This window comes from Pseudaquabacterium terrae (assembly GCF_013266755.1).
GTDB lineage: Bacteria > Pseudomonadota > Gammaproteobacteria > Burkholderiales > Burkholderiaceae_C > Pseudaquabacterium > Pseudaquabacterium terrae.
In genome coordinates this window covers 238,304-252,346 of record NZ_JABRWJ010000006.1, presented here as the reverse complement: position 1 = coordinate 252,346, position 14,043 = coordinate 238,304, and the positions used below count along the sequence as shown (strand labels likewise).

The following is a 14,043-nucleotide window of genomic DNA, read 5'->3' as shown; positions in this document are numbered from 1 at the left end:
TCAGGTCGATGCTTCGACCGCGCCGGCACCCAATCGCATCAGCAGTTGCCACCCCTCGGCCCAGTCGCCGAGACCGCTGTCGCCATTGATGTGCCCGCGCGCGCCGATCGCATGGACATCGCAGCCCCAATCGGCCGCCATCTGCTGCCCACGCGCCAGCGTGCAGTACGGGTCGTCGCTGCTCAGCACGGCGGTCGACTTGAACGGCAGCCGCCGCGTCGGGATCGGCGCCCAGGCCTGCAGCTGCGGCGGCATGTCGGCGCGCGCGATGTCCGGCAGCGCGACCAGCAAGGCGCCGCGCACGCGGCCCAGCTGCTGCGAGTGCGCGGCCCAGGCAGCGACGAGCTGGCAGCCCAGGCTGTGCGCGATCAGCAGCGCCGGCCGCGGATCGGCGAGCAATGCCTCCTCCAGCCGCGCCATCCAGTCGCCGCGGCGCGGCCACCACCAGTCGTTCTGCTGCACGCGCTCGGCGCCGTGCAGCTGCTCCCAGCGGCTTTGCCAGTGGCCGGCAGCCGAGTCCTGCCATCCGGGCAACAGCAGCATTCGCATCCCATCGATCATGCTTGGCTTATCCTTCGGGTTCTCCCGCACTGATGACCGCAGGACTGTAGCCATGACTTATCGCATCTTCGTCGACGGCCAGGAAGGCACGACCGGCCTTCGCATCCACGAAATGCTGGCGCGCCGCAACGACGTCGAGGTCTTGCGCATCGATGCCGACAAGCGCAAGGACGCCGCCGAGCGCGCCCGGCTGCTCAACGCTGCCGACGTCGCCTTCCTGTGCCTGCCCGACGCCGCGGCACGCGAAGCGGCCGCACTGGTCACCAACCCGAACACCTGCCTGATCGATGCCAGCACCGCGCACCGCACGACGCCGGGCTGGGCCTTCGGGCTGCCCGAGCTGGCGCCCGAGCAGCGCCGGCTGATCCGCGACAGCAAGCGCATCGCCAACCCCGGCTGCCACGCCAGCGCGTTCATCCTGCTGCTGCGCCCCTTGGTCGATGCCGGTCTCGTGCCGGCGGCGCTGCCGGTTTCGGCGACCTCGATCACCGGCTACTCCGGCGGCGGCAAGAAGATGATCGAGCAGTACGAAGCCGGCGGCGACCCGGTGCTGCAGGCGCCGCGGCCCTACGGGCTGGCGCTCGGTCACAAGCACCTGCCGGAGATGGCGGCGCATGCGCGGCTCGCCCACAAGCCGAACTTCATGCCGATCGTCGCCAGCTTCTACAAGGGTTTGGCGGTGAGTGTGCCCTTGCACTTCTCGCAGCTGAAGCCCGGCACCGATGGCGCGGCGCTGCAACGCGCGCTGGCCGAGCGTTATGCCGGCGAACGTTTCGTGAAGGTGCTGCCGCTGTCGGATCCGGCGACGCTGGAGAGCGGCTTCTTCGACGTGCAGGCGTGCAACGACACCAACCGCAGCGACCTGTTCGTCTTCGCCAATGCCGAGCAGGCGATCCTGATCTGCCGCCTCGACAACCTGGGCAAGGGCGCCAGCGGTGCCGCGGTGCAGGCGATGAACGCGCACCTCGGGCTCGACGAAGGGCTGGGGCTCTAGGGCCTGCCCCCGCCGGGTGCTCCGTCTAGTGGGCGTCCGGCTCCGGCGAACGGTAGTGGTAGGCGTAGGCGTCGGCAAAGCCGAGGCGCCGATACACCGCGCGTGCGGCTGCGTTGCCCGCATCAACCTGCAGATAGGCGACCGAGGCGCCGCGGGCGCGTGCCATCGCCAGCAGGTTCGTGCATAACAAGCGCGCCAAGCCCTGCCCACGTTGGGCGGGATCGGTGAAGACGTCGTACAGGCCGACCAGCTCGGCTTCGGTCGCGATCTGCCCGCAGGCGGCAACGCGGCCATCCTCGCGCCGGCGCAGCACCCAACCTTCGTAGGGCACCGGCGACTGGTTCAGCCGTTCGGCGTGCGCCGTGCGCTGGGCGGCCGTCGAGCCCCGCAACGCACCCACCTGTTCGGCAAACGCGGCCAATGCCAGGCGTTCCATCGCGTAGCCCGGCGGCAGCGGCTCGGCGTCGACCGGACCCGCTGTCGACACCATCACGCGGGTGTCGTCGATGCGGTGCATGCCGCGCGCGGCGAGCAGCCCGTCGAGCCCGCTCGGCTGCGAGAACGGCGTGATGCGCACGAACAGCGGCAGGCCGGCGTCGCGGAACACCGCCGCGCACAGGGCCAGCCGCTCGTCGACGGGCAGGCGTCCGGCTGCCACGGCATGGATGCAGCGTGCGCGCTTGGCCTTGCCGGGAGAGAAACGCACCAGCCAGCCGTCGATCCACAGTTGTTGCGGCGGCGCGCTGGCGTTCAGGCCGGCGTCATCGATGCGCGACAGCAAGGTGTCGGACCACGCCGCCATCAGTGCAGGCCCTTCACGCGCTGCACCAGCTCGCGCGCAAACTCGATGTAGGCCTGCGCACCCTTGGCCGCCGGGTCGAACACCACGCCCGGCTGGCCGTAGCTCGGCGCCTCGGCGAGGCGGACGTTGCGCGGGATCACCGCGTCGAACACCTTGTCGCCGAAGTGCGCGCGCAGCTGATCGCTGACCTGCTGCTGCAGCGTGATGCGCGGATCGAACATCACCCGCAGCAGGCCGATGATCTGCAGGTCGCGGTTCAGGTTGGCATGCACCTGCTTGATCGTGTTGACCAGGTCCGACAGGCCTTCGAGCGCGAAGTACTCGCACTGCATCGGCACGATCACGCCATGCGCGCTGCACAGCCCGTTCAGCGTCAGCAGGCTCAGCGACGGCGGACAGTCGATCAGCACGAAGTCATAGTCCCCTTCGGTGGGGACCAGCGCGCGGCGCAGGCGTTCGTTGCGGTGCTCCAGCCCGACCAGCTCGACTTCGGCGCCGGCCAGCTCGCGATTGGCGCCGAGCACGTCGTAGCCGCCCTTGTCCGAACGCTGACGCACCTCGGCGATCGCCGCGGACTCGAGCAGCACGTCGTAGACCGACAGCGGCATCGCGCGCTTGTCGATGCCCGACCCCATCGTTGCATTGCCCTGCGGGTCGAGATCGACCACCAGCACCCGCTGCTTCACCTGGGCCAGCCCGGCCGCCAGGTTCACCGTCGTGGTCGTCTTGCCGACGCCGCCCTTCTGGTTCGCGATGCAAAAGACTTTCGCCATGCTTCGAAGTATCGCCGCTGGGGCCCAAGGACCGGCCGTCGCTCAGGCGCGCCGCTGGCGCGTCAACGTGTGCCGTGGGGCCGCAGCCACACGAGGCAACGTTGCTCGTGCAGTCCGGGAACGCGCAATGGTTCCACGTGAAACACCGACACGTTTCCTGGCAGCGCCGCCGCTTCTTCATCCGGGGCGCGCCCCTTCATCGCCAGCCAGACACCGCCCGGCGCAAGCTGCGTCCGCGACAGTTCGGTGAAGTCGGCGAGCGACGCGAAGGCCCGCGAGACGATCACATCGAAGCGCCCTTCCGCCGGCAGCGCCTCGACGCGCCCGTGCACCGAGCGCAGATTCGGCAACGCAAGCTCGCCGGCGACTTGGCGCACGAACCCGGACTTCTTCGCCACCGCATCGATGCAGGTGACCGACCAGTCCGGCTGCGCCACCGCCAGCACGACGCCCGGCAGCCCCCCGCCGCTGCCGACGTCGAGGATGCGCAGCGGCCGGCCCTTCGCGTGGCGAGCCAACGCCGGCAGCACCGCCAGGCAATCGAGCAGGTGGTGGCTCAGCATCTCGCTCGGCTCGCGCAGGGCCGTCAGGTTGTAGACGCGGTTCCAGCGCTGCATCAGCGCCAGGTAGGACAGCAGCCGGTCGAGCGCGGCGGCATCGAGCGGCACACCGAGCTGCTCGGCGGCGCCGGCGAGTATCGAGCGAGGCGCGGCGTCTTCGCCGCCGGTGATTGGAATGGCTGCCATGAATCAGGCCGCGTCGCGGTCGCCGTCGGCGGGGCGCAGGCCCGACGCTTCGCCGCGTGCTTCGCTGAACCCGGCAAACCGGCCCCGCTTCAGGTGGACCAGCAACAGCGAAATCGCCGCCGGCGTCACGCCGGAAATGCGCGACGCCTGCCCCAGCGTCTCGGGCCGATGGCGAGTGAGCTTCTGCCGTACTTCGAAGCTCAAGGCGCTGACCTGGTTGTAGTCCAGCTCGGCAGGCAGGCGCAGGTGTTCGAGGTGGGCAGCGCGCTCGACTTCCTCGGCCTGCTTGCCGATGTAGCCGGCGTACTTGGTGGCGATCTCGACCTGCTCGATCACCGCGTCGGCCAGCAAAGGATCGAGCTCCGCGCGCAACGTTTCACGTGAAACACCGGCCTCGGGCCGCGCCAGCGCCGCGATCTCTGCCACCGTGTCGAAGCCAACGCCCGGGCGCCGCAACAGGTCCGCCAGGCTGTACTCGCGCTCGATCGCCTTGCCCAACAGGCGCTCCGCATCATCTGCCGCCAGGATGCCCGGGTGCACCCAGGTCGACTTCAGGCGCTCGGTCTCGCGCGCCACCGCGTCGCGCTTGCGGTTGAAGGCCGCCCAGCGCTGCTCGTCGACCAGGCCGAGCGCATGGCCCAGCGTCGTCAGGCGCGCATCGGCGTTGTCCTCGCGCAGCTGCAGCCGGAACTCGGCGCGGCTGGTGAACATCCGGTACGGCTCGCTGACGCCCTTGGTGATCAGGTCGTCGACCAGCACGCCGAGGTAGGCCTGGTCGCGCCCCAGCGTCATCGGCTCGCGCCCCTGCGCCTGCAGCGCGGCGTTGACGCCGGCGTACAGGCCCTGCGCCGCCGCCTCCTCGTAGCCGGTGGTGCCGTTGATCTGCCCGGCAAAGAACAGCCCGCCGATCGAACGCGTCTCGAAGCTCGACTTCAGCTCGCGCGGGTCGAAGTAGTCGTACTCGATCGCGTAGCCCGGCCGCAGGATGTGCGCGCTCTCCAGCCCCGGCATCGACTGCACCGCCGCCAGCTGGATGTCGAAGGGCAGCGAGGTCGAGATGCCGTTCGGATAGAACTCGTTCGTCGTCAGCCCCTCGGGCTCGAGGAAGATCTGGTGCGCGTCCTTGTCGGCGAAGCGGTTGATCTTGTCTTCGATGCTCGGGCAGTAACGCGGACCGACCCCCTCGATCACGCCGGTGAACATCGGGCTGCGGTCGAACCCGGAGCGGATGATCTGATGCGTGCGGGCATTGGTGTGCGTGATCCAGCACGGCACTTGGCGCGGGTGTTGACCGGCATGGCCGAGGAAGCTGAACACCGGCACCGGATCCAGATCGCCGGGCTGCTCGACCAGGCGACTGAAATCGATGCTGCGGCCGTCGATGCGCGGTGGCGTGCCCGTCTTGAGCCGGCCCTGCGGCAGCTTCAGCTCCTTCAGCCGGGCCGACAGCGTCACCGCCGGCGGATCGCCGGCGCGGCCGGCAGCATGGTTCTGCAGGCCGACGTGCACGCGGCCGTCGAGGAAGGTGCCGGCGGTCAGCACCACCGTCTTCGCGCGAAAGCGGATGCCGACCTGCGTCACCGCGCCGACGACGCGTTCGCCGCCCGCGCCGTCGGATTCGACGATGAGGTCGTCCACCGCCTGCTGGAACAGCCACAGGTTGGGCTGGTTCTCCAGCCGGCGTCGGATGGCGGCCTTGTAGAGGATGCGGTCGGCCTGTGCGCGCGTCGCGCGCACCGCCGGTCCCTTCGACGAATTGAGGATGCGGAACTGGATGCCGGCCTCGTCGGTGGCGGCCGCCATCGCGCCGCCGAGCGCATCGACCTCCTTGACCAGATGCCCCTTGCCGATGCCACCGATCGACGGGTTGCAGCTCATCTGCCCCAGCGTCTCGATGTTGTGGGTCAGCAGCAGGGTCGCGCAGCCCATGCGCGCCGCGGCCAGCGCGGCCTCGGTACCGGCATGGCCACCGCCGACGACGATGACATCAAAACTCTGGGGGTGCAGCACGATGGGTGGGCCGCGCGGTGAACGCGCTTGGCTGGCAGGAGGAATCGAGCCGCGAATTGTAGGAATTCGCACTCGACCGCGGGCGGCTGCGGCCTAATATCGCCGCCGATGGAATGCCGCCCTCATTGCGCCGCCTGCTGTATCGCGCCGTCGATCAGCTCGCCGATTCCCGGCATGCCGAACGGCAAGCCGGCCGGCGTGGCGTGCGTGCAGCTGGATGAGCAAGGCCGCTGCCGGCTGTTTGGTCAGCCGCAGCGGCCTGCAGTGTGTGCCTCGCTCCAGCCCGCGCTGGAGATGTGCGGCCAGTCGCGGCAGCAGGCCATGCTCTGGTTGGCACGGCTCGACCACCTGACCCGACCGCTCGCGTAGTTTCCCTGAGCAGTGTTCGTATTCGAGGCGAAGAAGAAGGGCCTGGGACTCACCAGGCCGTCGCCGACGGCCGTTGCCGGTCGCGGCAAAAGCGGTTCCGGCTACCAGCCTCCCTTCGGATTGCGACGGATGGTGGCGGTGGCGTGGCGGCTGGCTTGCATGGCGGACCTCGTGTCTCGCTGAGGAACCCGACTCGTCGGGGATGGGCGTCATTCCAGCCCGTCCGACGCATGCCAACAATCTGTCAACTCTGACAGGTGCCTCCGCCCCCGCTCAGTGGATGAGTCCGAGCCGCAAGGCCTTCAACACCGCCTGGTGCTTGTTCGAGCAATCGAGCTTGCGCATCGCATTGCTGATGTGCAGCACCGCGGTCCGCTCCGAGATGCCGAGGATCCTGCCGACCTCCCACGCCGTCTTGCCGGCCATCGTCCAGCTCAGCGCCTCGACCTCGCGCGGCGTCAGCGCGGGCCGTTCCGGCTGCTGCCGAACCGGCACCAGCAGGCGCATCGCCGCGTCCATCGCGTACACCGTGAAAAGCTGAACGTCCGACAGCAGGCGTTGCATTTCCACCGGGTCGTTCGGCAACTCGCCATCGCGCTCGACACCCAGCATGAAGTGGTGCCGGTCGGGCAGGTGCAAGGCCAACGCCACGCCCGCGCGATAGCCGTACACGGCCTGTTCCTCCCACATCGGGCCGGCCAGCGCGTTGACGTACGTGTCCTGGTTCCACGCCAGCGGCACGCTGTACTCCTTGCAGTACTGCATCACCGGATCCGCCTGCTGCGCTCCGGGGCTGTCGAAGACGTTGCGGTACGCCGGCGGCGTGTTGTCGACGACGATGAAGCGGCTCGTCGCGCCCGCGGCTTCGCCCGGTTCGGGATCGATCACCGTCATCGCCGCCACGGTGTCGAAGCCGAGCTGCCGCGCCGCGCGCACGATCTCGTCGCGAAACTCTTCGCGGCTGCGCGCCTGCAGGATCGAGGAATACGGGACGGGCAACATCGTGCAAAGTAAGCGGCCCTTGGCCGCCCGGGAGTGGGCCCCCTGCAAGGGTTTACAGATATCCAGCACGGACCGCTTGCCGAAAACTGTCCGTCACCATCCGAAGGGAGATCGCCGTGACCGCAACAGCCGCCCCGTACTGCCCAACCTGGAGCCTGCACGCATGGAAACCGGTATTTTGGCAGCTCGACCGCATTTCTACGCTGCGACTGCGCCATCTCGGGACGCATGTCACGCAATCGCCGTCGCCGTCGCCATCGGGGCCGCAGGCCGACCCCGCCCACTGGCCCGGCGGGCACACGCTCTGGGCCGCGCACCACGAGCGGCATGGGGATGTCGCGCTGGCGTGGAACTGGATGGTCGACGAGCGTTGCGGGGCCGTGCTGATCCGCGACCCCTTCGGCATCGTCACCAACCTGCGCTTCGTCGCAGCGGACGGCGAAGTGCTCACGGCCTACCACGCGACGCTGCACCTGGGCGTCATCGTGCGCTCGCTGCCGTGGACCGAGGAGGTGCTGCGCGGCGTCTACGGCACGGAGCTGACGCTGGCCGCGGCGGCCTGAGCCGCACGCGTGCAGGAAGCGAACTCAGCGCACTGCCGCGCCGCGCAGCTGTCGCGCGACGAAGACCACACACAGCGCGGTGCCGATCGCCGCGACGAGCAGCGGCGGCAGCAGGTCGGCGCCGCTGATCAGCTCACCCTTCAGCACGCGCGCCATCAGCGTGATCTGCGCCAGCGCCGGCACCCACAGGTGCCAGGCCTTCTCGCCTTCCTGGTTGAACAGCGTCACCAGCGGCAGCAGCGAGACGGCGAGGATCACGACCGTGTTGTTGGCCTGCGCTTCCTTGAAGCTCTTGCAGCGAATCGCCACGGCCATCAGCAGTGCCGACAGCATCGCCGCCAGCGGCAGCAGCAGCGCCACGAAGAGCGACGCCTCGCGCCAGCCGAACTGAAACATCGCCGCCAGCGTTTCGCTGCGCAACAACCACTGCGCCGGCAGGAAGCTGAAGCTCGACAGCAGCGCGATCAGCATGCCGAGCGACGCGACTGCCCCCCACTTGCCGAGCACCAGCGCGGCGCGCGAAGCCGGGTTCATCAGCAGCGGCTCCAGCGAGCCGCGCTCGCGCTCGCCGGCCGTCGTGTCGAGTGCCGCATTCAGCGCGCCGTACAGCACCGCCATCAGCACGAAAAACGGCAGCATGCTGCTGGTCAGCTGCGCGGCACGCGCGCGCGGATCGGCGAGATCCCGCTCCTCGATCTGCAGTGGCTGCAGCAGCGACGGCGCGACGCCGCGCCAGGCCAGCCGCAGCAGCGCCTGCTCCTGGCCGAAACTTTGCAGCAGCCGCGCCACGCGGCCGATGCTGCCCTGCGCGCGGTTGTTCCCGCTGGCGCTGACGATCTCGACCAGCGGCGCGATGCCTTGCGCCAGGTCGGCCTCGAAGCGCGGCGGCACGACGATCACCGGATCGCCGAAGGCCTTCGTCAACAGCGAGCGTTCGTAGTCCGCCGGCGGCGACTTGATCACGTAGGTCTGGCGCTCGAGGTAGTTGCGCAGCGTCGGCGCATGCTCCATGCCGACCGCGTAGAGCTCGCGCGATTCGGCGCGCTCCTCGATGCCGGCGATCAGGAAGGACATCGCCACCAGGATCAGCGGCCCCATCGCCACCGACGACAACATCACGACCAGCAACGTGCGGCGGTCGCGCAGCGCATCGACCAGCTCTTTCAGGAAGACGATCCACGCCAATTTCATTCCGCAACCCCTGCCCCGGCGCCGGCCCGTTCCGCCGGCTCGAAGGCCAGCTGCACGAAGCAGGCCTCGAAGTCGGTCAGCCCGGTGCGCTCGAGCAGCTCGTTCACCGTGCCCTCGGCGACCGTGCGGCCGTGCGAGACCACCACCACCTGATCGCACAGCCGCTCGACCTCCTGCATGATGTGCGTCGAGAAAACGATGCACTTGCGCTGATCGTCGCGCAGCCGCCGCAGCGCCTCGCGCAGGCTGCGCGTGGCGATGACGTCGAGACCGTTGGTCGGCTCGTCGAGGATGATGTGCGAGGGGTCGTGCACCAGCGCGCGGGCCAGCGCGGTCTTCATGCGTTCACCCTGGCTGAAGCCCTCGGTGCGGCGGTCGAGCAGGTGGCGCATCTCCAGCGTCTCGGCCAGCTGCTCGGCGCGTTGTTGCGCCTGATCGTCGCCCAGGCCATGCAGGCGGCCGTAGTAGAGGATGTTCTCGCGCGCCGTCAGACGCGGATAGAGCCCGCGCGCATCCGACAGCACGCCCATGCGCGCCAGCGCCTCGCGCGGCGCGTCGGCCACGTCGATGCCGTCGACGGTGATGCGCCCGGCATCGGGCTTGATCAGCGTCGCGATCATGCGCAGCGTGGTCGTCTTGCCGGCACCGTTCGGCCCGAGCAGCCCGGTGATGCAGCCCTCGGTGGCGCGAAAGCTCAGGCCCTGCACCGCATCCACCGTGCGCGCCCGCCGGCCGCGGCCCTGCACGAAGCGTTTGGCCAGGCCCTGCACGTCGATCATCGCGACTCCTTGCCGGCCGGCGCGACCGGCGCAACGGGCACGAAGGCCGGCGGCCGTGGCAGCTTCGCCGCGCAATCGGTTTCGACCTTCAGCGCCGCGGCCTCGTCGGCCGCATCGACGAAGCGCACCACCGCGTCGCGCACGCAGGCCAGCTGCAGCACGCCGTGCCCCGCCTGCGCGACGATCACGTGGCGCGCCTTCGCGCCGAGCGCCTGCGCGATGCGCTCGCCGTGGCGCGGCGGCGTCACCGGATCGGCGCCGCCGGACAGCACCAGCGTCGGCGCCGGTGCCAGCGGGATGCGGTAGAAGTCCGCCGGCGGCGTGCCGCGCGGCCAGTCGGCGCAGACGCGGCGGTAGAGCGCGGCAAAGTGATCGCCGAAATCACGGCCCGCTGTCGCCGTGTCGGTGGGCGTGGCACCAGGCGCGACCGTCGGCAGGTCCTCGGCACAGACCACCGAGAAGTGCATGCCGGTGGCCAGGCCCTCGCTGCCGCCGAGCGCCGACGACAGGCCCAGCAGCGGCTCGAAACGCCCGGCAGCGGCGGCGTCGATCGCCGCCGGCAAGCCGGCCGCCAGCGGCGGTGCGTACAACGGCCCGCGCACCGCACCGAGCAACATGCCGCGGCCCAGGCGCACCGTCTCGAACGCGCCGGTGACCGGATGCTGGACGCGTATTTCACGCGGTAGCGAGGCCAGCAGCTGCTGCCAGCGCTCCCGCAGCGCCGGGTGGCTCCGCCGGCAGGCGTCGTCCTGTTCGCAGGCGGCGAACACCGCATCGAGCGCGGCCTGGTTGTCCTGCGAGAACGCCGCCGGCAGCACCATGTCCGGCGGCGCGACGCCGTCGATCACCGCCCGCCGCAACCGCTGCGGGAACTGGCGCTGGTACTCGAGCACCGCGCGCGTGCCGTAGGAGCCGCCGATCGCGTTGATGCGCTCGACGCCGAGCGCCTGGCGCACCGCGTCGATGTCGGCCATTGCGATCGTCGTCGTGTACTTCGTCAGGTCACCGTGCGGCAGCTTCTGCAGCACCGCGCGGCACGCCGCGAGGCGCTCGATCATCAATGCCTCGTCGAGCAGCTCGGCCAGCGGCCGCGGCGGCTGGCGCTCGGCGTCGTCGGGGCACTTCAGCGGCGCGCTCTCGCCGGTGCCGCGCTGGTCGACGAAAACCAGGTCGCGGCGGTTCGAGAAGCGCGCGAAACGCTTCGACAAGGGCCCGGCCAGCTCGACCGCGCTCTGCCCCGGCCCGCCGGCGAAGAAGAACACCGGGTCCGGCCGCTTGTGGCGCGCCAATGCCGGCAGCACCGCATAACGCAGCGTGATCCGGGTGCCGTTCGGCAGCGCCGGATCGAGCGGCCGCGACAGCGTGCCGCACAGCGCCTCGTGCTCCACGCCTTTCAGGCGGCAGGGACGCAGCGACGCGGCGTCGGCCGGCGGCGTCGCCAGCGCGGCGGCAGCGGCGAGCACGGTCATCCATGCGAAAGGCTTCATGGGGCGCGATTCTGGCGCGGCCCGTCCCGCCGCCTCACCGGCGCTCAGCGCTGCTGCAGCAGCCGCTGCAATTCGCCGCTGTGAATCAGCTTGCCGAGGTCGTTGGCGCCGCCGACCAGCGTGCCCCTGACGAAGACCATCGGGAAGGTCGGCCAGCCGGTCCACAGTTTCAGCGCCGTGCGGCGCCGCCACTGGCTCAGGTAGCTGCCGTACTCGAGGTAGTGGTAGAGCACGCCGGCCTGCTCGAGCAGGCGTCGAGCCTTGCGCGGGAAGGGGTTCTGCTTCATGCCGACGACGAGCACCGGATGCGCGGCGGCTGCGGCCTGCACCTCCTGCACGATCGCCGATTCGTGGGTGGCAATCCTCGAGCGGATCGCGGGGTGGATCAGGGATTCGTCGAGGATCGGTCGTGGCATGGGCGCCTAGCATAAGCGCGTCGGCACTGCGATGGGCGCACTGGTCGATGGGGGCATTCGTGCCGGGGCTATCGTACGCACCCCATTCCAAGGAGGTTGACGATGAAGCTCTACTACAGCCCGGGCGCTTGTTCGCTGAGCCCGCACATCGTGCTGCGCGAGGCCGGCCTGCCGTTCGAACCGGTGCTGGCCAGCACCAAGACGCACCAGCTCGCCGACGGCACCGACTACTACACGATCAACCCGAAGGGCTACGTTCCGCTGCTCGAGCTCGACGACGGCCAGCGCCTGTCAGAAGGTCCGGCGATCGTGCAGTACATCGCCGACCAGGTGCCCGCAAAGGGCCTGGCGCCGGCCGCCGGCACGATGGCGCGCTATCGGCTGATCGAGTGGCTGAACTTCATCACCACCGAGCTGCACAAGACCTACTCGCCGCTGTTCAACCCGGCGATGCCGGAAGACGCCAAGGCGATCTTCCGCACCAAGCTGCTCGGCCGCTACAAGTACATCGACGAGCAGCTCGAAGGCCGCGACTACCTGACTGGCGAGCAGTTCACGGTCGCCGACGCCTACCTCTTCACCGTCACCAACTGGGCCAAGCCGGTCGGGCTGGACCTGGGCGACTTCCCGCGCGTGCTGGCGTTCCAGAAGCGCGTTGCCGCGCGGCCGGCCGTGCAGCAGGCACTGGAAGTGGAAGGGCTCAAGAAGTAGGCCCGCCCGCTAATAGGCCCGCCCGCTCAGGCCGCCGGCTTGGCGGCCAGCGACTTGGCCAGCGCGTCACAGGTGGCGCGCTGTGCATCGCCGGCGTCGATCTTCCCGCAGACGCCGGCGAGCTGCGTGCGCAGCCGCTCGATGGCCGCCGCCTGCTTGCCGCCGCTGTTCCACGCCACCAGCTTGGTGCCGACGCGCTGCAGCGAGCGCGCGCTGCGCTCGTAGAACGCGCCCTTGTCTTGCGCCGCCTCGCCGAACAGCTGCGCAGCGGTCTTCTCGATGCGCGCCGCGTCCTGCGGCGCCAGCTCGACCAGCGCGGTGAAGTACGACGCACCCCATTGCAGCCGCGTCGCCGGCCCTTCGCTCTTGTCGAAGGCCTCCTGGTACCAGCGCAGCGCGTCGTCATTGCGGCCGAGCTTGCGCGCATTGCCGCCGAGCTGACTCATCAGGTAGTACGGCGAATGGCTCTTCGCGAGGTTCGCCTTCAGCAGCGCGTCGCTGTCGTTCCACAGCCCCGCCTGACCCAGCAGGTAAGCGGCCGAGGTGATCACCGCCTGACGCTCGTAGCCGTCGCTGATGTCGCGGTCGTCCCGCGTCACCTGCTCGCGCACGTCCTTGAGCAGCGCCGCATCCAGCTTCGGCTGCCGCTCGTCCTTCGGCAATTCGATGCGCGCCAGGTCGACGCGCGCGATCAGCGCGGACATCCGGTCGGCGCGCGACAGCGTGGCATCGGCCTGCAGCCGCTTCAGCGCGCCATCGAAGGCCGTCACCAGCCGGGCGCGGTCGGCCCCTTCGTCGGGCGCCAGCGCCCGCGTGATGTCGCGCGCGTCGTTCACCAGCGTCTCCATCTGCGCGCGGCTGGCGGCCGGGTCGGCGAGGACCTTGCCGATGCGCGTGCGCAGCGCGGCGTCAGTCTTCAGGCCCTTCCCGTCGTCGCTCGCGCCCAGCGCCTTCAGCAGCAGCCGCGTCGACGACTCGGCTTCCTTGGCCGGGCAGGCGGCGGCCAGTTGCGCGAGCAGCGCCGGCCGCTCCGCCTCCGCCACCAGCGTGTCCTGGTCGGTATCCCACGAATACAGCGCCAGCGCACGCCATTCGTTGCCCGCCAGCTTCTTGCCGGCACGCGCATCGGCCAGCACCGCGTTGATCGGCCGGCCGCCGGCCAGGCCCTGCTGCAGCAGCGCCATCACCTTCGGCGCATCGGCCTCGCCGGGCAGGCGGGTGATCTCGACGCCTTCCGGATTCATCAGGATCACCGTCGGATAACCGCGCACCTTGAAGCGCGCGCCCAGCTTCTGCGCACCGGGCAGGTCGCCGTCGACGTAAACGGCGACGAAGTTCTTCGATTGCGCGATGAAGTCCTGGCGGTTGAACAGCGTCGCCTTCAGCTGGTTGCACGGCGGGCACCACTTGGCGCCCCAGTACAGCAGCAGCGGCTTCTTCTCGCTCCTGGCCTGCGTGAAGGCCGCGTCGACCTCGGCATCGGCGGCGGCGGCGATCCAGGCGACACCGGGGCCGGGCGGATTCGCGGCGGCGACCGGCAGGCTGGCCAGCCACAGGCTGGTGGACAGGATGGCAGCGCGGGCGACCAGGGTCAGGTGGCGACGCATCGGATCGAGCTCCTTCGTGGGGGTTGGCGAAT

General features: G+C 69.9%; 15 protein-coding genes. 4 read left to right on the top strand and 11 right to left on the bottom strand.

The features are described from left to right. A complete protein-coding gene (locus tag HLB44_RS20445) occupies positions 1–549 on the bottom strand; it encodes an RBBP9/YdeN family alpha/beta hydrolase (RefSeq protein WP_246312372.1) in 549 nt (182 codons plus the stop codon). 64 nt (positions 550–613) lie between these two features. On the opposite strand from HLB44_RS20445, the gene argC reads away from it, so the two are divergent. Further along, positions 614–1,555, top strand: coding sequence for an N-acetyl-gamma-glutamyl-phosphate reductase (gene argC / locus HLB44_RS20440; protein ID WP_173126128.1), 942 nt, complete (start codon positions 614–616; stop codon positions 1,553–1,555). Between the two features lie 25 nt (positions 1,556–1,580). Here the strand turns inward: argC and HLB44_RS20435 are convergent, their stop codons facing one another. From HLB44_RS20435 to mnmG, 4 genes are all read right to left on the bottom strand, one after another. Then, positions 1,581–2,357, bottom strand: a complete 777-nt coding sequence (locus tag HLB44_RS20435) for a GNAT family N-acetyltransferase (RefSeq protein WP_173126125.1) — start codon at positions 2,355–2,357, stop codon at positions 1,581–1,583. Beyond that, the gene (locus tag HLB44_RS20430; RefSeq protein WP_173126123.1) at positions 2,357–3,130 is read right to left on the bottom strand and encodes a ParA family protein; all 774 of its coding nucleotides are present in this window, start codon (positions 3,128–3,130) and stop codon (positions 2,357–2,359) included. The genes HLB44_RS20435 and HLB44_RS20430 overlap by 1 nt, the downstream gene beginning before the upstream one ends. 62 nt (positions 3,131–3,192) lie before the next feature. After that, entirely contained in the window at positions 3,193–3,876 is a 684-nt protein-coding gene (gene rsmG, locus HLB44_RS20425) for a 16S rRNA (guanine(527)-N(7))-methyltransferase RsmG (RefSeq protein ID WP_173126120.1), read from the bottom strand. A 3-nt stretch (positions 3,877–3,879) separates the two neighbouring features. Further along, entirely contained in the window at positions 3,880–5,886 is a 2,007-nt protein-coding gene (gene mnmG, locus HLB44_RS20420; protein ID WP_173126117.1) for a tRNA uridine-5-carboxymethylaminomethyl(34) synthesis enzyme MnmG, read from the bottom strand. Positions 5,887–5,994: 108 nt separating this feature from the next. Here mnmG and HLB44_RS20415 point away from each other — a divergent pair, with 108 nt between their 5' ends. Further along, positions 5,995–6,255: a YkgJ family cysteine cluster protein gene (locus HLB44_RS20415; protein ID WP_173126114.1), complete on the top strand. Its 261-nt coding sequence runs from the start codon at positions 5,995–5,997 to the stop codon at positions 6,253–6,255. Positions 6,256–6,528: 273 nt separating this feature from the next. Here the strand turns inward: HLB44_RS20415 and HLB44_RS20410 are convergent, their stop codons facing one another. Continuing rightward, positions 6,529–7,257, bottom strand: a complete 729-nt coding sequence (locus HLB44_RS20410; RefSeq protein ID WP_173126111.1) for a helix-turn-helix transcriptional regulator — start codon at positions 7,255–7,257, stop codon at positions 6,529–6,531. 116 nt (positions 7,258–7,373) lie between these two features. Between HLB44_RS20410 and HLB44_RS20405 the strand changes: the two genes are divergently transcribed. Next, positions 7,374–7,820: a hypothetical protein gene (locus HLB44_RS20405; protein WP_173126108.1), complete on the top strand. Its 447-nt coding sequence runs from the start codon at positions 7,374–7,376 to the stop codon at positions 7,818–7,820. Positions 7,821–7,844: 24 nt separating this feature from the next. Here HLB44_RS20405 and HLB44_RS20400 read toward each other — a convergent pair whose 3' ends face one another. The 4 genes from HLB44_RS20400 to HLB44_RS20385 are packed head-to-tail and all read right to left on the bottom strand — an operon-like array spanning position 7,845 to position 11,693. Next, complete coding sequence (locus tag HLB44_RS20400) at positions 7,845–9,011, bottom strand: ABC transporter permease (protein ID WP_173126093.1); 1,167 nt, start codon at positions 9,009–9,011, stop codon at positions 7,845–7,847. Beyond that, positions 9,008–9,790 (bottom strand): ABC transporter ATP-binding protein, encoded by a 783-nt coding sequence (locus tag HLB44_RS20395; RefSeq protein ID WP_173126090.1) that lies wholly within the window; start codon positions 9,788–9,790, stop codon positions 9,008–9,010. The genes HLB44_RS20400 and HLB44_RS20395 overlap by 4 nt, the downstream gene beginning before the upstream one ends. After that, positions 9,787–11,277 (bottom strand): alpha/beta fold hydrolase, encoded by a 1,491-nt coding sequence (locus HLB44_RS20390; RefSeq protein ID WP_173126087.1) that lies wholly within the window; start codon positions 11,275–11,277, stop codon positions 9,787–9,789. The genes HLB44_RS20395 and HLB44_RS20390 overlap by 4 nt, the downstream gene beginning before the upstream one ends. 44 nt (positions 11,278–11,321) lie before the next feature. Next, positions 11,322–11,693 carry a glutaredoxin domain-containing protein gene (locus tag HLB44_RS20385; RefSeq protein WP_173126084.1) on the bottom strand — a complete coding sequence of 124 codons (372 nt, stop codon included), beginning with the start codon at positions 11,691–11,693 and terminating at the stop codon, positions 11,322–11,324. A gap of 102 nt (positions 11,694–11,795) precedes the next feature. On the opposite strand from HLB44_RS20385, the gene gstA reads away from it, so the two are divergent. Further along, a complete protein-coding gene (gstA, locus tag HLB44_RS20380) occupies positions 11,796–12,404 on the top strand; it encodes a glutathione transferase GstA (RefSeq protein ID WP_173126081.1) in 609 nt (202 codons plus the stop codon). Between the two features lie 26 nt (positions 12,405–12,430). Here gstA and HLB44_RS20375 read toward each other — a convergent pair whose 3' ends face one another. Then, positions 12,431–14,011, bottom strand: a complete 1,581-nt coding sequence (locus HLB44_RS20375; protein ID WP_173126079.1) for a thioredoxin family protein — start codon at positions 14,009–14,011, stop codon at positions 12,431–12,433. Positions 14,012–14,043: the final 32 nt, after the last annotated feature.